The organism is Oceanibaculum nanhaiense, assembly GCF_002148795.1.
In the GTDB taxonomy this organism is placed as follows: Bacteria; Pseudomonadota; Alphaproteobacteria; order Oceanibaculales; family Oceanibaculaceae; genus Oceanibaculum; species Oceanibaculum nanhaiense.
Map to the genome: position 1 here is coordinate 217,381 of NZ_MPOB01000003.1, position 19,409 is coordinate 236,789.

Below are 19,409 nucleotides of genomic sequence, written 5' to 3' on the forward strand. Positions count from 1 at the left end.
CTTGCGGGGTGGGTATGCCGTTATTGGTCTTACCAGTAGCCTAGGCCAATCAAATTCGCAGGTCTAGCAGAAACGATAAAGCAGATGTTTCGCACGGGAAGTCCGGGCAATGCAGAAAACAGAATAACGCAAGTGATAATCGTTCTTATTTAAGATCAGGATGCCGGCACCATTTAAGAGTGATTATCATTCTTATTTTTGGCATCTGGCACCAACTGGATTGCTGCAGCCTCCGTGGCGTTTTCAGAATCACCCGATTCCGTCCCTGGCTCGGCCCTCTCCAAATCCTCTGCGGCGCTCTCCGGCAGCTGTTCCGGCTCCGCACCCTCCGCAATACTGGCCGTATCTTCTGCCGTATCCTCTGCCGGGCCGGTCTCGGCCGTGGCTGTCTCTTCCGCCTCGGCCTTTTCATCCGCCTCGATCAGCGCCTTCCGGGAGGCGTCATAGACAGAATGATTTTCCGCCAGTTCCGCGTCCGTCAGGAATCCGCGCCCGACCTGATAGGAGCTTTTCATGCCCTCGATCACCGTTGCGGCGTCGGTGAAATCCTCTTCATAATCATTGAGGCCGTCCAGGCAGGCGAGCACCGGATCGGACGCCCAGAGCTTGCGCAACGCCTTGCGCTGCAGCGTCTTCGGCACGCCCTTGCGCATGAAGGCCGTAAAGTCCGACTCCGCCGTCAGGCTGTCGATATCGGGCAGTTCTGATGGATCGACGGCCGCATCCTGCTCCCGCACCCGCTCCTGCCCTGGCTGCGACGGCTGTGCCGGCACGGAATGGTCCGGATCCCCGGCCTCAGGCGGCAGAGTCGCCTGCCGGGCGGGTTCCTCCAGCACCGGCGCGGCACCGCCCCTTCCCCCCGTTTGCCGTCCCCCGCTTTGCCGGGATTCCTGCTTCAACCGCGCCCAGCGCGACAGGAAAGGTCGGTCAGCCATGATTGCCCCCTTGCCGCACCGGCTTGCCATAGGCATCCAGCGGCAGCGGCGACTCCGACCGCTTCTCCTTGTGCTTGTCGCGCTGCCGCTTCACGAAGGGCTGATCGACATGGTTGCTGTCGATGAAGTCCTGCATCCAGCCCATCACCACATCGGGCATCGCCACCGGCTCGACGATCTCGTCGCCGCTGATGAGATATTCCTCCGCCTCATAGGGCGAGACGGTCACCAGCAGGGGCTGGAAGGCGAATTCCTCCGGCTGGTCCGGATCGCGGCGCAGCACGATGTACACGACCGGCTGTTCCATCGACAGATTGTGCAGATAGGCCGGGGTCTGCGTCCTGTAGAGCCAGACCGGCAGCGTCGCCGCATGATAGCGCACCCAGCCCTCGCCGCGCAGCATCTCGCTCCAGCCCGCCACAGCCGGCGCGCCGGGTATGACGGCAACCGGCTGGAACCGCCAGTCCTGCCAGCGGTTCGCCGATTTGTGGCGTTCGATGACGATGCCCAACGGCATCGACGCGTCCTTGCTCATCGCTCCTGCCATCCCTATTGCCGAGGATTGGTCTTACCACCAGTATATAGCGCAAGAAGGCGGAATGCTGTATCCGCCCTTCAAAATGAAAAACGATAACGCAAAACGACCGATGACCGAGGAACGCTTCATGACGGACGCCCAGCGCCGGATCCTTGCCTGCACCTGCCGGGGCACCATGCCGCTCGACGGCAAGGCCCTGAACGCCGCCTGCGGTCAGGCCGTCGGCGAGCTGCATGAGGAACTGTGCCGTGCCGGGGTCGACAGTTTCCGCCGCGCCGCCGCGCAGGGCCATCCCTTCACCGTCGCCTGCACCCAGGAAGCGCCGCTGTTTGCCGAGGTGATGGAGGAGGATGGCAGCGATGCCGCCGTCACTTACGTCAATATCCGCGAACAGGCCGGCTGGGCCGAACAGGCCAGAAGCACCACACCGAAGATGGCGGCGCTGCTGGCCGAGGCGATGGTGGAGATCGAACATGCCACCAGCGTGACGATGAAGTCGGAGGGCGTGTGCCTGATCTATGGCCATGACGAACAGGCCATCGAGGCGGCGCGCCAGATTGCCGGGCGGCTCGACGTCACGGTGCTGCTGACGAAGCCGGGCGACATCATCCCGCCGCGCCTGATGGACATCCCGATCTTCAAGGGCAGCATCGCGCGGGCCGCCGGCCATCTCGGCGCGTTCGAGATCGTGGTGGACGATTACGCGCCGCTCATCCCCTCCTCACGCGCGGCGCTGGCGTTCGAGGCCGGCAAGAATGGCGCCTCCTCGCGCTGCGACATGATTCTGGACCTGACTGGCGGCGCACCGCTGTTCCCCTCGCATGAGCGGCGCGACGGCTATTTCCGGCCCGACCCCGGCAATCCGGCGGCGGTACAGAAGGCGCTGTTCGACATGACCGATCTGGTCGGCGAATTCACCAAGCCGCGCTATGTGAATTTCCACGCCGATCTGTGCGCGCATGGCCGCAACCAAAAGACCGGCTGCACGCGCTGCCTGGATGTCTGCCCGGCCTCGGCGATCAGTTCGGCCGGCGATGTGGTTGCCATCGACCCCTATCTCTGCGGCGGCTGCGGCGCCTGCCACAGCGTCTGCCCGACCGGCGCCGCCAGCTATGCCATGCCGCCCAGCGCCTCGCTGCTGGCCCGGTTGCGCACCCTGCTCTCCGCCTACCGCGAGGCGGGCGGCAAAAAACCGGTCATCCTGGTGCATGACGAGCGCCACGGCGCGGAGATGATCTCGCTGATGGCGCGTTTCGGGCGCGGCCTGCCAGCCAATGTCATCCCCTTCGCGGTCAATGAGGCGACGCAGACCGGCCTCGACCTGCTGTCCGGCGCGCTGGCCTATGGTGCCAGCCATGTCGCCGTTCTGGTCTCGCCCACAAAGCGCGGCGAACTGACGGGCCTGGCCCAGCAGGCGGGCCTCACGGAAACCATCATGGCCGGGCTCGGCTATGACAGCGGCCGCGTCTCGGTGCTGGTGGAGGAAGATCCCGACGCGCTGGAGGCCCAGCTCTTCGCCCTGCCCGGCATGGAACCGGCACCCGCCGGCGACTTCCTGCCGATGGGCGGCAAGCGCGCCGTGCTGTCGCTGGCGCTGACCCATCTGCACGATGCCGCCCCGGCGCCGGTCGATACAATCCAACTGCCCGCCGGCGCGCCGTTCGGCACCCTGAAGGTCGATACCGAGGGCTGCACGCTGTGCCTGTCCTGTGTCAGCGCCTGCCCGACCGGCGCCCTGACCGACGATCCCGACCGGCCCTTCCTGGGCTTCCAGGAGGATGCCTGCGTGCAGTGCGGCCTGTGCAAGGCGACCTGCCCAGAACAGGTGATCGCGCTGGAGCCGCGCCTGAACTTCACCGCCGAGGCGCGCGCGGTCCAGTCGATCAAGCAGGAGGAGCCGTTCGAGTGCGTGCGCTGCGGCAAACCCTTCGGCACCAAGGGATCGGTCGAGCGTATCGTCGCCAAGCTGCAGGATCACCCGATGTTCAGCGACCCCGCCGCCCTGGAGCGCATCAAGATGTGCGAGGATTGCCGAGTCATCGTGCAGTTCGAGAACGGCAACAACCCGTTCGCCGGCAAGGCGCGGCCGCTGACCCGCACCACCGATGATTATCTGCGCGAGCGTGAGGAAGGCCTTGCCGAAGGCAGCCTCACCAGCAAGGACGGTCCGAAAAAGACCTAGCCCCGGTTCTGGCAGACGCGGGCGCGGCATTCGGACGCGCGACGGGCGGAATCCGCAATGCGGCCTTTTACCTGTAAATATTCAAATATATATTAATGATGTGAGACAGCCGCCGGAACAGCCGGACGGCATTGCAACGCGAAGAGGTTCATCATGACCCAGAATGTTGGCGGCATCGACCGCATCCTCCGCATCGTCGCCGGTCTGGCGATCCTGTCCCTGCTGGTCCTGCTCGACGGCAATGCGCGCTGGTGGGGGCTGATCGGCCTGGTGCCGCTTGGCACCGCCCTGCTGCGCTGGTGCCCGGCCTATACGCTGATCGGCGTGAACACCTGCCCGACCAAACAGGCCGACTGAGGAGGCTGTTATGGACATATTGAGGCAGAAGGCCTGGTCGCCCTACGCGGCCGGGATCGTCATCGGCTTGCTGCAGATTCCTGCCTTTCTCCTGATCAACACCGCGCTCGGTGCCTCCTCCTCCTTCGTCACCGTCGGGGTTAGCATCGCCGAATGGGTCGATCCCGCAATCCGCGAGATCGGCTATGCCGCCAAGCATCTGGACGGGGCAAAGAACTGGTGGCAGGTCGCACTGGTCGTCGGCATCGCGCTGGGCGCGCTGCTCTCGGCCAGCTTGTCAGGCATGCGCCGCAGCGGGATATCCCCGATCTGGGCGAAGGCGACTGGCGGCATATCGCCCGCCGGCCGCTTCGCCATGGCCTTCGCCGGCGGGTTCATCCTGCTGCTCGGCGCGCGCATCGCCGATGGCTGCACCAGCGGTCATGGCATTTCCGGTACGGCGCAGCTGGCACTCGGCTCGATGATCGCGGTCGCCGCCATGTTCGCCGGTGGCATCGCCACCGCCTTCCTGTTCAAGCGCATCCGCTAGGAAGTTGCCATGAGCCTGTTCACTGCCATCCTCACCGGCCTCGCCATGGGCGTGGTGTTCGGTTTCGCGCTGGAGAAATCGCGGGTGTTCGAGCCCGGCATGATCGTCGGGCAGATGCAGCTGCGCAATTTCGTGATGCTGAAGATCTTCCTCAGCGCCGTGGTCACCGGGCTGGTCATCCTGGCCGTGCTGTACGGCTTCGGAATCGTGAAGCTGCACCCCAAGGGCACGCTGTTCATCGCCGATATCGCCGGCGGGCTGCTGCTGGGTGCCGGCATCACACTGGCCGGCGCCTGCCCCGGCACGGTAGCCGCGCAGATCGGCGCCGGCTACAAGGACAGCTGGTTCACCCTGGCCGGCGGCATCCTGGGTGCGCTGGTCTTCGCCTATCTGGAGCCGGCGCTGGCGCCGCTGCTGAAACTGGCCGACGCCGGCAAGCTGACGCTGGACATCGTCACCGGCCTGCCTTTCTGGCTGCTGGCCCTGGGCTTTGCCGCCCTGCTGGCCGGCTTCCTGGTCTGGCTGGAACGCAAGACCGCCTGGCGCGACGAGATGGGCCCGAACGGCGACGGCCTGCCCGCCGCCTGACCGGCCCAATACCGGCATAAGAAAAAGCCCGGGTCACAAGCCCCGGGCTTTTCTCGTTCTGGTGATCGGTAAGCGGGCTACTCGCCGCCGCCCAACGCGTGGACATAGACGGTGAGCTGCTTGATCGTCGATTCGTCCAGCCGCCCGGTCCAGCCCGGCATCACGCCGAAGCGGGCATTGGTGATCGATTCGACCACGGTCGCCTTGCTGCCACCATAGAGCCAGATATCGTCGGCGAGGTTGGGCGCGCCAAGCTCGCGCATGCCCTCGCCCTTCTCGCCATGACAGGCGACGCACTGCGCGACGAAGATTTCCTCGCCCCGCCCGGCTGCCGCCGCGTTCGTGGCGTTGCCGCTCAGCGACAGGACATATTCCGCCACGTCGTTGATCTCCTCGCGGTTCAGGATGCCGTCGCGGCCAAAGCGCGGCATTTCGGAATAGCGCGCATCCGCGCTGCTGTTCCGGATGCCGTGCAGGATGGTGTACTGGATATCCTCCAGCGTGCCACCCCACAGCCATTCATCATCGACCAGCACCGGAAAGCCGGTATTGCCCGACCCGCCGGCGCCATGGCAGCCCGCGCAATTATCGGCGAAGGCAACGCGGCCGCCGGCCAGCGCGAAGGACAGCAGATCGGCATCGCCGCGGATTTCCTGCAGCGAGGCGTTGGCGATGTTGTCACGCATGCCCGACTGCTCGGCGCGCTTGGCGGCAATCTGTTCCTCGATCTCGACGCGTTGCACATAGCCCAGCACGCCCTTGGTGTAGCCGCTGCCGAACAGATCCGGCCAGGCCGGATACAGCACCCAGTAGCCGATCGCCCAAATGATCGTGGCGTAGAAGGTGTACATCAGCCATTTCGGGGCCGGGTTATCCAACTCGCGGATGCCGTCCCATTCATGGCCCGTGGTTTCGGTGTCGGTCACCGGATCCTTGATACGGTTGGTCGCCATCGCCTCACTCCTTCCCGCTGCCGTTGCCGTTTTCGTCACGCAACGGGATCTGGCTTGCATCGTCATATTTCTTGCGGCCGCCGGGGCGCAGTGTCCACAGCACCAGGCCGACGAACAGCAGCATCAGCCAAAGGCCCCAATAGCCACGCAGAAAGCCGGCAATTTCCTGAAGGATTTCCATAGCCGCCCCTACTGCCGCAGATCGTCGAGATCGTGGGCGCTGAAATCCACCAGCGTACCCAGCATCTGCATATAGGCGATCAGCGCATCCATCTCGGTCAGCCGCTGCGGATCGCCGTCGAAATCCCCGACCACGGCCTTGGGATAGCGGGCCTGCAGCGCCTCATGGTCGCCCTCAGGATCGGCCTGGGCCAGGAGGTCGGCCTTCGCCTCGGCAACCATCTCGTCGGTATAGGGCACGCCGACCCGGCGCAACGCCACCAGATGATCGGCGATATCGTCGGTGCGGATCAGCTTTTCCGCCAGGAACGGATAGGCCGGCATCACCGATTCCGGCACCACGGCGCGCGGATCAATCATGTGCACCACATGCCAGTCGTTGGAATATTTGCCACCGACACGCGCGAGGTCCGGCCCGGTGCGCTTGGAGCCCCACTGGAACGGATGATCGTACATGCTCTCCGCCGCCAGACTGTAATGGCCATAGCGTTCGACCTCGTCGCGAAACGGACGGATCTGCTGGCTGTGGCAAGTATAGCAGCCTTCGCGGATGTAGATGTTACGGCCAACCTGCTCCAGCGGGGTATAGGGGCGCACGCCCTTCACCCGCTCGATGGTGGTTTCGATCGTATAGAGCGGCACGATCTCCACGATGCCGCCGATCGAGATCGTCAGCAGCACCAGGACCAGCATCAGCAGGCCGTTCTTCTCGATCCGCTCATGGCTGAAGAATGCGGTTTTCGCCATTGGTCTGATCCTCGCTTACTCGGCCGGACGCAGCGCGCCGCTGCGCGGTGTGGCGGCCATCGGCAGCTCGGCGCGGGTATCGCCGCGCACCGTGCGCACCAGGTTGTAAACCATGATCAGTGCACCCAGCAGGAACAGCACCCCGCCCAGCGCCCGGATCACATAGAAGGGATGCATCGCCGCCACGGTCTCGACGAAGGAGTATTGCAGGAAGCCGAGATGGTCGTAGGCGCGCCACATCAGCCCCTGCATGATGCCCGACACCCACATCGCGGTGATGTAGAGCACGATGCCCAGCGTCGCGATCCAGAAATGCCAGCCGACCAGCCGCAGCGAATACAGCTCCTCGCGCTTCCACAGCTTGGGCACCAGGTAATAGACCGCGCCGAAGCTGATGAAGGCGACCCAGCCGAGCGCGCCGGAATGCACATGGCCAACCGTCCAGTCGGTGTAGTGCGACAGCGCGTTCACCGCCTTGATCGACATGACCGGTCCCTCGAAGGTGGACATGCCGTAGAAGGCGACGGAGGTGACCAGAAAGCGCATCACCGGATCGGTGCGCAGTTTGTCCCATGCCCCCGACAGGGTCATGATGCCGTTCACCATGCCGCCCCAGGACGGCACCCAAAGCATGATCGAGAAGGTCATGCCCAGCGTCTGCGCCCAGTCCGGCAGCGCCGTATAGTGCAGGTGATGCGGGCCGGCCCAGATGTAGAGGAAGATCAGCGCCCAGAAATGGATGATCGACAGCCGGTAGGAATAGACCGGCCGATTGGCGCGTTTCGGCACGAAATAATACATCATGCCCAGGAAGCCGGCGGTCAGGAAGAAGCCCACCGCATTATGGCCGTACCACCATTGCAGCAGCGCATCCTGCACGCCCGATGCCGCCGAATAGCTCTTCAGCCCGAGGAACGAGACCGGCATCGCCAGGTTGTTGAAGATGTGCAGCACCGCGATGGTGATGATGAAGGCCATGTAGAACCAGTTGGCCACATAGATGTGCGTCTCCCTGCGGGTCAGCACGGTGCCCATGAAGATCACCAGATAGACGACCCAGACCAGCGTCAGCCATAGATCGACATACCATTCCGGCTCGGCATATTCGCGGCCCTGCGTCACGCCCATGACGTAGCCCAGCGCCGCCATGACGATGAAGAACTGGTAGCCCCAGAACACGAAGCGCGCCAGCGACGGCCCGCCGAACAGGGCGACGCGGCAGGTACGCTGCACGACATAGAAGGAGGTGCCCAGCAGCGCGCTGCCGCCGAAGGCGAAGACCGCCGCCGAGGTGTGCAGCGGGCGCAGCCGGCCGAAGGTGGTGAACTCGATGCCCAGATTGAGGGCCGGGAAGGCCAGCTGGAAAGCGATATAGGTGCCTGCCAGGAAGGCGACCACCCCCCAGAAGACGGTGGCGATCACGAACAGCCTTACGACATCCTCGTCATAGGCCGGGCTCATGTCGTCCGGTTTCATGGCGACAGTGCTCATTGCATGGATTCCCCTATCTTGTCGGCAGGCTGCTCCGCAGGCGTCTTCTTCGCCGCGTCGAAGCTGCGCCGCATCAGGTCGAAAATGTACAGACAGGCAAAGCCCAGCAGCCCCAGGCCGAAAATATAGAGGGCGCTATCGCGCGCGCCGGCGGCCAGGAACAATCCCAGCACGCCCAGCACCGCAACCACGGCGCCCAGCGGCCACATCAGCGGATCCTTCATCGGAATGCACTCCCGCAATTCGTGCGTTTGAATAGGCGATTGAAAGGTTTGGTCACGCTTCCTCGATCTCGACCAGGTCGCGATAGGCATGCCAGCTCGCGAAGCCGATCAGCGGAAAGGTGATGAGAAGCCCGACATAGGCGACCGCGATGCCGGCGCCGATGAACAGCGTCACCAGCGCGCCCCAGCCGATCATCATCAGCGGGTTGCGCGCGACAGCCTTCAGGCTGGCCAGCACCGCCGTGACGGCGTTCACGTCGCGGTCCAGCAGCAGCGGAATGGAGATCACGCTGATCGCCAGGGTCAGGGCGGCCAGCACACCGCCGACCAGCGTGCCGACGATCAGGAAAGGCAGCCCCTCGGCCGACAGCAGCGTGCTGGAGATCAGCAGCTCCCAGCTTGGCGGCTGGGTGCCGAAGAACAGCGCAAAGATCAGGAAAGCCAGCCGGATCCAGGCCAGCAGCAACAGCATCAGCACCACGCCGACGCCCATGATCTGCCCCGGATTGGCGCGCCAGGCAGTCATCGCATCGCCCAGCGTTGGCTTGATGCCGTAGGACAGCTTGCGGCTGACCTCGTACAGCCCCACCGCCAGCACCGGCCCCACCAGCATGAAGCCGGCCCCCAGCGGCAGCACCAGATAGAACAGGCCCATCAGCCAGAGGCCGAGCGTCAGCAGAAAGCTGCCGACCACGAACAGCGCGCCATAGGCCAGGGCGACACCCGGCACTGCCTGGAAGTCACGCCAGCCGGCCGATAGCCATGCCCATGGGCGGTCCGGTGCGATCTGCCGGATGGTAACCCGCAACGCACCACTTCCCGATGAAACTGCCTCGCTCATGAAATTCCCCCTCCACGATTTTCCGTACTATCGGTCAGGGAGCAGGCCGTTGCCTTGATCTGGATCAATGAGTTTTCGCACTGCAACAACGCATGATCGTGCTGTCCCCTGACCATCTGGGTACGTTACATTAGGGTAGCATGGATATAGATAATAATCCGCTCATCCTGGAACTGCTTGCAGCGGGCTACGCGCATTGCGCCGGCATCGTCTCGACCCAGGGCGGTCTGTTCGGCGGTTTGTTCCTGGCCGGCATCGTGGGCAGCGCCGCGCATTGCGCCGGCATGTGCGGCCCCTTCGTGCTGCAGCAGGCGGCGGCCCGCGCGCAATCGGTTCCGGCCGCGCGGATGAGCGAATTCACCCGGATATCCGGCGCCATGCTGCTGCCTTATCATCTTGGCCGGCTGACCACCTATGCGGCGATCGGCGCCGGTGTCGCGGCGCTGACCGGCAGTCTGGCGCAGCTCTCCTGGTTCGGCTGGCTGCCTTCCCTGCTGCTGGGGCTGGCCGCGCTGCTGTTTCTGGCGGTGGCGCTGGAGCGGCTCGGCACGCTCGTGCAACTGCCAGTCCCGGCGATCCGGATTCCCTGGTCTGGCTGGGTCAGCCGTACCGCCGCGCCCTTGCTGCACGGTGGCGGTGCGCTGCGCGGTTATCTGCTGGGGCTCGTCCTCGGATTCATTCCCTGCGGCCTGCTGTACGGCGCCTTCGCCGCTGCCGCCGGCAGTGCTGACCCCGTGGCCGGCGCGCTGGCCCTCGCCGCCTTCGGCCTTGGCACCATGCCGGCGCTGATCGGCGTGGCCTTAGCTGGCGGCCTTGCCTGGCGGCGCTGGCAGACACACCTCACCCCGGTTTTGCCGCTGCTGATGCTGGCCAATGCCGGCATGCTCGGCTACCTCGCCTGGAGCATGGCCTGATGAACACCCATAATGTCAGCGCCGACACGCATGAACTGCCGCATCCGCCGGAACAGGAAAAGCCGCGCAAGGCGCTGTTCGCCAACCGGCCGAAGGCCTATCCGAAATGGATCGTCGGCCGCTTCCGCCGAATGAAATGGGCGGTCATGGCCCTGCTTCTGGGCCTGTATTATTTCGCGCCCTGGTTGCGCTGGGACCGTGGCCCCAACGCGCCGGACCAGGCGATCCTGGTCGATATGCCGGGCCGCCGGTTGTATTTCTTCTTCCTCGAGATCTGGCCGCAGGAAGTCTATTACCTGACTGGCGTGCTGATCCTGGCCGCCGTCGGGCTGTTCCTGGCGACCTCCCTGCTCGGCCGGGTCTGGTGCGGCTTCACCTGCCCGCAGACCGTGTGGACCGACCTGTTCATGATGGTGGAGCGCTTCGTCGAGGGCGACCGCGCCCAGCGCATCCGCCTGGACAATGGTCCGCTGACCTTCAAGAAGATCACAAAAAAAGTCACCAAGCATTTGATATGGCTGGCGATTGCGGTCGCAACCGGCGGTGCCTGGATTTTCTATTTCAACGATGCGCCGACCCTGATGGGCGAGATTTTTCGGCTCCAGGTCTCGCCCACCATCCTGTTCTTCGTCGGTCTGTTCACCGCCACCACCTATCTGCTGGCTGGAATCGTGCGCGAACAGGTCTGCGTCTATATGTGCCCCTGGCCGCGCTTCCAGGCGGCAATGCTGGACGAGCATTCGACCACCGTCACCTATCAGGCCTGGCGCGGCGAACAGCGTGGCCCGAAGCGCAAGACAGAGAGCTGGGAGGGGCGCGGCGACTGCATCGACTGCAACCAGTGTGTCCAGGTCTGCCCGACCGGCATCGACATCCGCGACGGCCAGCAGATAGACTGTATCGGCTGCGGCCTGTGCATCGACGCCTGCAACGAGGTCATGGTGAAGATCGGCCGTCCCGGCGAGCTGATCACCTTCGACACCCAGACCAACCAGGAGGCCCGCGCCGCCGGCCAGCCGACCGGCGGGCTGCACATCTTCCGCCCGCGCACGCTGATCTACCTCGCCGTGCTGGCCATCGTCGGCGGCATCATGCTGTTCAGCCTGATGAGCCGCAGCGACACCGACCTGTCGGTACAGCGCGACCGCGTGCCGCTGTTCGTGCAGCTTGGCAACGGCCGCATCCAGAACAGTTATACCCTGAAGATCCTGAATAAGGAGCGCGAGGCGCGCACCTACATACTGAGCATGCCGGGCCTGCCACAGGCGGAGCTTTCCATCGTCGGCCATGAGGATGAGGCTGGCGAAAGCACAAGCCTGCCGATCAAATCGGATGCGGTCAGCAGCTACCGGCTGCATGTCCGGGTGCCGCGCGAGGCGCTGCAGGGTGCCAGCACACCCGTCACCCTGCTGCTGCGTGACGAGACGCACGAAGCGTCCTATTCTATAGACACCGTATTCCTGGGGCCGAAATGAGCATGATCGACCGCCGTAGCGACACTGCCGTTAGCACCGGCGCCGGCATGACCGGCGAGCACCGGCGCGGACACTGGTATCCCTGGCTGTTCGTCGGCTTCTTCGGATTGGTGTTCGCCGTCAACGCCGTCATGATCGGCATTGCGCTCTCGACCTGGACCGGGCTGGAAACCCGCGATCATTACCGCAAGGGCGTTGCCTATAACGAGGTCATCGACAAGCAGGCAGCGCAGCAGACGCGTGGCTGGCAGGCGGCGCTCGGCTGGACCGCGCTGGAAGGAACGCGCGGCGAGATCGCGGTGACCCTGCACGACCGCAATGGCGACCCGATCACCGGCGCCGGCGTGGTGGTGGAGCTGCGCCGCCCGACCCAGGCCAGCCTGGACAGGCTGGTGCCGCTGGTCGCGCGTGGCGACGGCCGTTATGTGGCGCGCGAGACGCTGCCCGCCGCCGGCAACTGGGATGCAAGGCTGGTGATCCGCAACGGCGATGACAGCCATATCCAGATGGAACGGCTCTGGGTCGCCGAATAGGCATACCAAGTCCACCATGACCGCCGCCTGCCTGCATTGCGAACAGCCTGTACCCGCACACCTGCCGGCGGCAGCCAGATTCTGCTGCGCCGGCTGCGAGGCGGCCTACCACACCATTCAGGGTCTCGGGCTGGACACCTATTACGCCCGGCGCAGCATCGACCCCGCCCTGGCCCCGCCGCAACCGGAGCAAGATGCCCCGGCGCGCGATTATTCCGCCCTCGTCCAGCAGGGCGATGACGGCATCGGTCGGCTCTACCTCATGGTCGACGGGCTGCATTGCGCCGCCTGCGTCTGGCTGATCGAAAGCGTGCTGGCGCGCCATCCCGGCGTGGTCGCGGCGCGCCTCAACATGACGACGCGGCGCCTGCGCCTGGAATGGCGGGCGGCTGAAGCGGACGCCAATGATCTGGTCGCCGCCATCACGTCGCTCGGCTACAAGGTCGCGCCCTTCGATCCGGCCCGGCTGGCCGACACGCAGTCCCGCACCGAGCGCGACCTGTTGCGCGCGCTCGCCGTCGCCGGCTTCGCCGCCGGCAATGTGATGCTGCTGTCGGTCGCCATCTGGGCCGGCCATTTCCAGGATATGGGGCCGGCGACGCGCGACCTCATGCACTGGGTCTCGGCGCTGATCGCCCTGCCCGCCATCGCCTATGCCGGCCAGCCCTTCTTCCGCTCCGCCATCGCCGCACTTGCCGCCCGGCGCACCAACATGGATGTACCGATCTCCATCGGCGTCGTGCTGACGGCGGGCGTCAGCCTGCTGGAGACCATGCGCGGCGGGCCGCACGCCTATTTCGACAGCGCCATCACGCTGCTGTTCTTCCTGCTGATCGGCCGCTATCTCGACGCCCGCGCGCGCGGCAAGGTGCGCGGCACGGCGGAACATCTGCTGGCGCTGAACGCCACCGCCGTCACCGTGCTGCAGGAGGATGGCGGCACGAAGCTGCTGCCGGTTGAACGCATCGCCCCCGGCATGATGGTGCTGGTGGCGGCGGGCGCGCGCGTGCCGGTGGACGGGCGGATCACCGATGGCCGCTCCGACATCGATACCAGCCTGATCACCGGCGAGAGCCTGCCGGGTGCGGCCGGTCCCGGCGATGCCGTCCATGCCGGCACGCTGAACCTGACCGCGCCTTTGAAGCTGACCGTCACGGCGGTTGGCGAAGGCACGCTGCTGGCGGAGATCGTGCGCCTGACGGAGACCGCCGAGCAGGGTCGCGCGCGTCATGTGGCGCTGGCCGACCGGGTGTCGCGGCTTTACGCGCCGGTGGTGCATCTGCTGGCCCTCATCGCCTTCATCGGCTGGATCGCGCTGGGCGGCCTCGCCTGGCAGCCGGCGCTGATGATCGCGGTTGCCGTCCTCATCATCACCTGCCCCTGCGCGCTGGCGCTGGCCGTACCCTCGGTGCAGGTGCTGGCGACCGGGCGGCTGATGCGGCGCGGCATCCTGCTGAAATCCGCGACCGCGCTGGAGCGACTGGTGCAGATTGACCGGGTGGTGTTCGACAAGACCGGCACGCTGACGCTTGGACGGCCGGAACTGCTTGCAGAGGACATTCCGCCGGCAGCGCTGGAACTGGCCGCCCGGATCGCCGCCGCCAGCCGGCATCCGCTGGCCCAGGCGCTTGTGAAGGCGGTACCGGGCGCAACCGCGCCGGATGGCGTGCGGGAAGAGCCGGGCGCCGGCCTTGCCTGGGGCGATATAAGGCTGGGCAGCCGGCGCTGGACCGGCGTACCCGGCGACGCGGCAGCCGATTCGGATGGCCCGGAACTCTGGCTGACTCGGCCCGGCGAGCCGCCGGTGCGCTTCCGCTTTCGCGATACGCTGCGCACGGATGCCGCCGAGGTTGTCGCGGCCTTGAAGGCGCGCGGCGCGAAACTCTCGCTGCTGTCGGGCGACCGGCCGGGCAGCGTCGAAGCGACGGCGCAGGCCGCCGGCATAGCGGACTGGCAGGCCGAATGCCTGCCGGCGGATAAGGTGGCGGCGATCCAGGCCTGGGTCGATGCCGGCGAGAAGGTGCTGATGGTGGGCGACGGGCTGAACGACGCGCCGGCGCTGGCGGCGGCCACCGTCTCGCTGTCGCCGACCAGCGCCGCCGAGATCAGCCAGAACGCCGCCGATGCGGTGTTCCAGGGCGACCGGCTGGGGCCGATCCTGGAGATATTGTCGGTCGCGACCAGGGCCGACCGTCTGGTGCGGCAGAATTTTGCCATCGCGCTCGGCTATAATATGCTGGCGGTACCGCTGGCGATGGCGGGCTATGTGACGCCGCTGATCGCCGCGATTGCCATGTCCACCTCCTCCATCCTGGTCATCGGCAATGCGCTCCGCTTGAACTGGGGACCAAAGGACGGAAACCGCGCATGAGCGTCCTGCTCTACCTCATCCCGATCGCGCTGGCGCTGGGCCTTGCAGGGCTGGTCGCCTTCCTGTGGGCGCTGCGCAACGGCCAGTTCGAGGATCTGGACGGGGCCGGCAGCCGCATCCTGTTCGACGAGGATGAAAAGCCCGCGAGACGCAAGGGGCCGGAGGACAAGCCCCCAGCCCCCTGATAACGGCCCCCTGATAACCGTCGTGACGGTCCGTCAGGCCGCCGCGGTATGGTCGATCACCTCGCCGCGTGCCGGATAGTCGTTCTTGATGACGAAATCGAGCGCACCCAGGATTTCCTGAAAGTTCGGCCGCGCGAAGGGCATGGTCTGCACCGTGCCGAAATAGAGCGTCCCGTCCGGGCGTACCAGGAACAGGCCGGGCTCACTGAACAGCGCCGGCTCCACCACCCCGGTCGAGGTCTTACCCTTGCTGGTGGAGACATAGAGGCCCCAGGCGCGCGCCGCGTCGAGCGAGAGACTGTAGGCGACACGCAGCCGGTCCAGCTTCCAGACCGCCTTTGCCTCGTCCGCACGCTCCCCGCTGTCGGAGGAAATCGCCACGACATCCACGCCGCGTTCGGCGAAGGCATCCAGCTTGCTCTGCAGATCGGCGAGATAGCGCCCGCAGATCGGGCAATGCAGCCCGCGATAGAACACCACCAGGGTGAAGTTGGTGGGCTTCTCCTCGCCCAGCTTGAAGTGGCCGCCGCCGGCGAGCGGCAACTCAAGCGCCGGCACCTTCTGGCGCGGCATGAGAGGCGTGATGGCAGACATTGTCAAATACTCCCGATGATGAAAATGGATAAGCCTAGATAGTCACCATCCCTGGGCGATCGCCATAAGACTTGGCTTCACTTCTCCGTGAGAAGAATGGCAGTCAGCGGGCGAAATATCCGGCAATTGACCGAATATTGACGCATATCAAGGACCATGTGCGGCCAGAAACGCTATTGATGGGGTATCAACAGCCACGCCCGCAGGCCCATGATCGGCAACATCCTTATCGCCACAGACTTGAGCGAACGCTCGGAAGCCGCCCTTGAGCGCGCCCTGATGCTGAAACGGCAACATGCCAGCGGCCTTGTCATTGCCCATATCATCGATCAGCCGAAATCCTCGCTCGATGTCGAGCGCCGCTCGAAGGCGGCGCACAAGGCCATCAATAGCTGGTTGCTGTCGCTGCCCCCCGCCGACCGCGCGGACATCACGATCAAGGTGACCACCGGCACGCCGCAATGGGAGCTTGGCCGGCTGGCCCATATCCATAATTGCGATCTGATCGTGCTTGGCGCGCACCAGTACAAAGGCGGGCACGATCTGCTGATCGGCAGCACGATGGAAGGGCTGGCGCGCAGCGGCAACTGCGCGCTGCTGGTGGTGACCGGCAAACGACCGGGCGCTTACGACAAGCTGCTGCTCGGCATCGACCTGTCGCTCTATGCGCGGTTTGCCGTGCGGATGGCGATGAGCCTGGCGCCGCAGGCCGATTTCACCGGCGTCCATGTCCTGCCGACCACACCGGGGCCAGACAGTGCCCCGGACAACAGCGCCCCGGAGGACAGCAACGCGGAGACAGAGCCGACAGCCCTGTCGAGCGAAAAGCAGATCGCGGCGGCCCGCGCCGCGCTCGCCGACTTCATGGCCGACACGCTGGGCAGAAGCCTGCCGCCGGAGGTGCAGGCGGATGTCGGCGGCCGGATGACACTCACCGTCCGCAGCGGAGACCCCTATGCCCAGATCTGCACCGAGGCCGGAGAGACCGGTGCGGGCCTGCTCGTCATCGGCACACGCGGCCGGATGGGCCTGCCGCACACAAGGCTGGGCACCACCGCCGAGAAGCTGCTGAACGAACCGCCCTGCGACGTGCTGGCGGTCAACAGCTGGTAGCACCAGTCGCGCTAATCATTTGTCCTGATCGGCACCGGCATCCTATAACGCCTGATCGATCAATCCTGCCGCCGCCGCGCGGCCGTAAAAAAGGACAGTGGAGAAACGCATGCTGGACATGACCCTGGAAACCGCCTCGCTGATCGCCGACGAGACCCTGCGCAAGGGCCGCGAGATGAAGTTCGCCCCGTTGACCGTTGTCGTGCTGGACGCCGGCGGGCACATGAAGGTGCTGAAGCGCGAGGATGGCTGCAGCCTGCTTCGCCCGCAAGTCGCCATGGGCAAGGCGGCGGCCACGCTGGGCTTCGGCTTCGGCGGCCGGGAGCTGGCGCGCCGCGCGGCCAAGATGCCGGCTCTGTTCAACTCGCTGACCGCCATGTCGGAGGGCAATTTCGTGCCGCTGCCCGGCGGCGTCATCGTGAAGAACAAGGAGGGCCGTATCCTGGGCGCGGTCGGCGTCACCGGCGACGTGTCGGAGAATGACGAGCTGTGTGCCGTCCATGCCATCGAGAAGGCCGGTCTGGTCGCCGATACCGGCGGCGAATAAGCCTCTCCTATTACGCTGCGTCGAGCGCCGGGCGCGTCCCGGCCTCGAACGGCGCCTTCAGCGCCATCTCGCGCAGCAGCCAGACCAGCCGCTCGAACAGGCCGGTCAGCTGCAGCAGCCCCATCTTCTCGTCGCGGTCGAGTTCCAATGCGGCATCGTTGAAGAAGTTGCGCCGCACCCCTTCCATCAGCTCGCCCCGGTCGCCGGTGATCCGCTCGATCAGCGCCATATCGTCGGGGTCGTCGCCGGCCATCGCCTCGACATAGGACAGCAGCAGCGCGTCCAGCCCCTCGGTCAGCGCCTCGCGGATCGCCGCCAGCGCCGTGCTGCCTTCCAGCAGTGGCGCGGCCGCCGCGAAGTCGTGCAGCACCGCTTCTATTGATCCCAGCCGGTCATGCCGGTCCACGATGCGATAGACGCGTTCATGGCTGTCCGCCGTCAGATCACCCTCCGCCAGGCCGACGATATAGGGCTTCGTCTGGCCATGCACCGAGACGAACGCCTTGTGCAGCGCCTCCAGCCGCGCCTTGCGGGCCGGCGTATCGGCCTGCCGCAACAGATCGGCATAGCGCGGCAAGCGCTCCAGCAGGCGCAGTTGCTCCTTCTCGGTCAGCAGGATGGCGGTCGCGGAATCGCGCGCCGTCTCCGGGCTGAGATAGGCAAGCTGGCTGTCACTCTCCTGCGGCGAAGCCGGGTAGCGCCTGGCAAGCAACCGTTCCACCCCGCCGATCAGCGGGAACAGGAACAGCGCCGTTACACTGTTGAAGACGAGGTAGCTGAGCGCCAGCTGCTGCGGCACATCGGAGGACGCGGCGCGCAGCAGCGCCATCACCAGCGGCACGCCGAACGCATGTTCGGCGACGAACAGCGCCAGCAGCAGGGCGCAGCCCGTCAGGTTGAAGCAAAGCTGGAACAGCGCCACCCGCCGCGCCGTCCCCTGCACACCGCCGGCCATCAGGTAGGTCACGATACCGCTGCCGAGATTGGTGCCATAGATGACCAGCATCGCCTGCTCGAAACTGAACAGCCCGCTGCCCAGGAAGCCGATGCCGAGCAGCGCCACGGTGATGGAGGACTGGCAGGCCGCCGACAGTGCGGCGCCAATCAGGAAGGCCGCCGCCAGCGAGCCGTCGAGGCCGGCCATCAGCGCCATCACACCGTCGGACTGGGCGAACGGCACCGTGCCGGACTTCAGCAGCACCAGCCCGTAATAGAGCAGGCACAGGCCGAAGATGGCGCTCAGCGCCGCCTTCCAGTGCTGCAGCCGCCCCTGCGTCATCAGGATGCCGGTCAATCCCAGCGCCAGCATGACGACGATGCGGATATCCAGCGTAACCAGAAGCAGGATGAGCGCGCTGCCGATATTGCCGCCCATCAGGATCGGCAGGGCACGGCGCGGCTCGATCATCCGTGCCGTCAGCAGACCGACCAGGATGAAGGTGACGATGGCGGTGCTCTGGATCATCGCCCCCAGCACCGCGCCCCAGAACAGGCCAAGCAGGGGGAAGGCGGCAACGCGCGACAGGATGAGCTGCACGCTGCGTCCGACCATGTTGCGAAGGTTGGAGGTCAGCAACTCCTTGCCGACAAAGAACAGCCCCAGGCCAGCCAGAATGCTGGCAAGAGTGAACGCCATGGACAGCCCGCCCTTCCCACATGCCCCGTGCGGATCAGCGGCGGATAGTGTCGCAGCGTCCGGCGCCGCGCAATGAAGCGGACGATGAATTTTTCATGACAGGATAAGGGCTGGAGCACACAAGAAAAGACCGGGAACCCGAAGATTCCCGGTCGATCCCGCGGACCGCCCATTGGCGACAAAACCAAACGGCCCGCGAAGCCCGATGACGATTCGGAATTTCGAGTGCCGCCCTCACGATGCGAGGTACGCGACGGGTGGACACAGAAGAAGACTAGCCACCTGCCGGGCATACAGGAAATTGATAGTTTTCATTGTGTCGATCGCAAAAACCGATTGCCGGCTGCATCCATCGCGTCGAGAGGACTGGTAACCGGTGCTGTCAACTTTTTGGCCTTCTGCGCAAGAATTGGTCAGGACAGGCGGCGGAAATGCTCCTACGGTAGGCGGATTAGGTTAGGTGAATGTACATAACG

At 65.4% G+C, this 19,409-nt stretch carries 21 protein-coding genes; 11 read left to right on the forward strand and 10 right to left on the reverse strand.

Annotated elements, in window-relative coordinates:
• Positions 1-173: 173 nt before the first annotated feature.
• A complete protein-coding gene (locus tag BKM74_RS06345) occupies positions 174-971 on the reverse strand; it encodes a DUF3306 domain-containing protein (protein ID WP_140056030.1) in 798 nt (265 codons plus the stop codon).
• Entirely contained in the window at positions 928-1,470 is a 543-nt protein-coding gene (locus BKM74_RS06350) for a DUF3305 domain-containing protein (protein WP_176342420.1), read from the reverse strand. The genes BKM74_RS06345 and BKM74_RS06350 overlap by 44 nt, the downstream gene beginning before the upstream one ends.
• Positions 1,471-1,600: 130 nt before the next feature.
• Here BKM74_RS06350 and BKM74_RS06355 point away from each other — a divergent pair, with 130 nt between their 5' ends.
• From BKM74_RS06355 to BKM74_RS06370, 4 genes are all read left to right on the forward strand, one after another.
• Positions 1,601-3,655, forward strand: coding sequence for a 4Fe-4S binding protein (locus BKM74_RS06355; protein ID WP_086465065.1), 2,055 nt, complete (start codon positions 1,601-1,603; stop codon positions 3,653-3,655).
• A gap of 153 nt (positions 3,656-3,808) precedes the next feature.
• A complete protein-coding gene (locus BKM74_RS06360) occupies positions 3,809-4,012 on the forward strand; it encodes a YgaP family membrane protein (RefSeq protein ID WP_086464858.1) in 204 nt (67 codons plus the stop codon).
• Positions 4,013-4,022: 10 nt separating this feature from the next.
• Positions 4,023-4,541, forward strand: a complete 519-nt coding sequence (locus tag BKM74_RS06365) for a YeeE/YedE thiosulfate transporter family protein (protein WP_086464859.1) — start codon at positions 4,023-4,025, stop codon at positions 4,539-4,541.
• A 9-nt stretch (positions 4,542-4,550) separates the two neighbouring features.
• On the forward strand, positions 4,551-5,129 hold the full coding sequence (locus BKM74_RS06370; RefSeq protein ID WP_086464860.1) for a YeeE/YedE thiosulfate transporter family protein: 579 nt from the start codon (positions 4,551-4,553) through the stop codon (positions 5,127-5,129).
• Between the two features lie 77 nt (positions 5,130-5,206).
• On the opposite strand, the gene ccoP is transcribed toward BKM74_RS06370, so the two are convergent.
• Genes ccoP through BKM74_RS06400 form a run of 6 tightly spaced genes read right to left on the reverse strand, consistent with a single transcriptional unit; the run spans position 5,207 to position 9,565 of the window.
• Entirely contained in the window at positions 5,207-6,082 is an 876-nt protein-coding gene (gene ccoP / locus BKM74_RS06375; RefSeq protein ID WP_086464861.1) for a cytochrome-c oxidase, cbb3-type subunit III, read from the reverse strand.
• Between the two features lie 4 nt (positions 6,083-6,086).
• Entirely contained in the window at positions 6,087-6,263 is a 177-nt protein-coding gene (locus BKM74_RS06380; protein WP_086464862.1) for a cbb3-type cytochrome oxidase subunit 3, read from the reverse strand.
• 8 nt (positions 6,264-6,271) lie between these two features.
• Positions 6,272-7,009 carry a cytochrome-c oxidase, cbb3-type subunit II gene (ccoO, locus tag BKM74_RS06385; RefSeq protein WP_086464863.1) on the reverse strand — a complete coding sequence of 246 codons (738 nt, stop codon included), beginning with the start codon at positions 7,007-7,009 and terminating at the stop codon, positions 6,272-6,274.
• Positions 7,010-7,024: 15 nt separating this feature from the next.
• Positions 7,025-8,500, reverse strand: a complete 1,476-nt coding sequence (gene ccoN / locus BKM74_RS06390; RefSeq protein WP_086464864.1) for a cytochrome-c oxidase, cbb3-type subunit I — start codon at positions 8,498-8,500, stop codon at positions 7,025-7,027.
• A complete protein-coding gene (locus tag BKM74_RS06395) occupies positions 8,497-8,724 on the reverse strand; it encodes a hypothetical protein (RefSeq protein ID WP_086464865.1) in 228 nt (75 codons plus the stop codon). Before BKM74_RS06395 ends, ccoN begins: the two co-directional genes overlap by 4 nt.
• Positions 8,725-8,776: 52 nt before the next feature.
• A complete protein-coding gene (locus tag BKM74_RS06400) occupies positions 8,777-9,565 on the reverse strand; it encodes a DUF2189 domain-containing protein (RefSeq protein ID WP_245825836.1) in 789 nt (262 codons plus the stop codon).
• Between the two features lie 140 nt (positions 9,566-9,705).
• On the opposite strand from BKM74_RS06400, the gene BKM74_RS06405 reads away from it, so the two are divergent.
• Genes BKM74_RS06405 through ccoS form a run of 5 tightly spaced genes read left to right on the forward strand, consistent with a single transcriptional unit; the run spans position 9,706 to position 15,043 of the window.
• The gene (locus BKM74_RS06405) at positions 9,706-10,479 is read left to right on the forward strand and encodes a sulfite exporter TauE/SafE family protein (RefSeq protein ID WP_245825837.1); all 774 of its coding nucleotides are present in this window, start codon (positions 9,706-9,708) and stop codon (positions 10,477-10,479) included.
• Positions 10,479-11,954 carry a cytochrome c oxidase accessory protein CcoG gene (gene ccoG / locus BKM74_RS06410; RefSeq protein WP_086464867.1) on the forward strand — a complete coding sequence of 492 codons (1,476 nt, stop codon included), beginning with the start codon at positions 10,479-10,481 and terminating at the stop codon, positions 11,952-11,954. The genes BKM74_RS06405 and ccoG overlap by 1 nt, the downstream gene beginning before the upstream one ends.
• A 2-nt stretch (positions 11,955-11,956) precedes the next feature.
• The gene (locus BKM74_RS06415) at positions 11,957-12,487 is read left to right on the forward strand and encodes a FixH family protein (protein WP_176342421.1); all 531 of its coding nucleotides are present in this window, start codon (positions 11,957-11,959) and stop codon (positions 12,485-12,487) included.
• A 16-nt stretch (positions 12,488-12,503) separates the two neighbouring features.
• Positions 12,504-14,858, forward strand: coding sequence for a heavy metal translocating P-type ATPase (locus tag BKM74_RS06420; RefSeq protein WP_086464869.1), 2,355 nt, complete (start codon positions 12,504-12,506; stop codon positions 14,856-14,858).
• A complete protein-coding gene (gene ccoS, locus BKM74_RS06425; RefSeq protein WP_086464870.1) occupies positions 14,855-15,043 on the forward strand; it encodes a cbb3-type cytochrome oxidase assembly protein CcoS in 189 nt (62 codons plus the stop codon). The genes BKM74_RS06420 and ccoS overlap by 4 nt, the downstream gene beginning before the upstream one ends.
• Before the next feature lie 33 nt (positions 15,044-15,076).
• Here the strand turns inward: ccoS and BKM74_RS06430 are convergent, their stop codons facing one another.
• Positions 15,077-15,637 carry a peroxiredoxin-like family protein gene (locus tag BKM74_RS06430; RefSeq protein WP_086464871.1) on the reverse strand — a complete coding sequence of 187 codons (561 nt, stop codon included), beginning with the start codon at positions 15,635-15,637 and terminating at the stop codon, positions 15,077-15,079.
• 210 nt (positions 15,638-15,847) lie between these two features.
• Between BKM74_RS06430 and BKM74_RS06435 the strand changes: the two genes are divergently transcribed.
• Positions 15,848-16,750 (forward strand): universal stress protein, encoded by a 903-nt coding sequence (locus tag BKM74_RS06435; protein ID WP_086464872.1) that lies wholly within the window; start codon positions 15,848-15,850, stop codon positions 16,748-16,750.
• Positions 16,751-16,859: 109 nt separating this feature from the next.
• Entirely contained in the window at positions 16,860-17,297 is a 438-nt protein-coding gene (locus tag BKM74_RS06440) for a GlcG/HbpS family heme-binding protein (RefSeq protein WP_086464873.1), read from the forward strand.
• A gap of 10 nt (positions 17,298-17,307) precedes the next feature.
• Here BKM74_RS06440 and BKM74_RS06445 read toward each other — a convergent pair whose 3' ends face one another.
• Positions 17,308-18,933 carry a Na/Pi cotransporter family protein gene (locus tag BKM74_RS06445; RefSeq protein WP_086464874.1) on the reverse strand — a complete coding sequence of 542 codons (1,626 nt, stop codon included), beginning with the start codon at positions 18,931-18,933 and terminating at the stop codon, positions 17,308-17,310.
• Positions 18,934-19,409 lie beyond the last annotated feature (476 nt).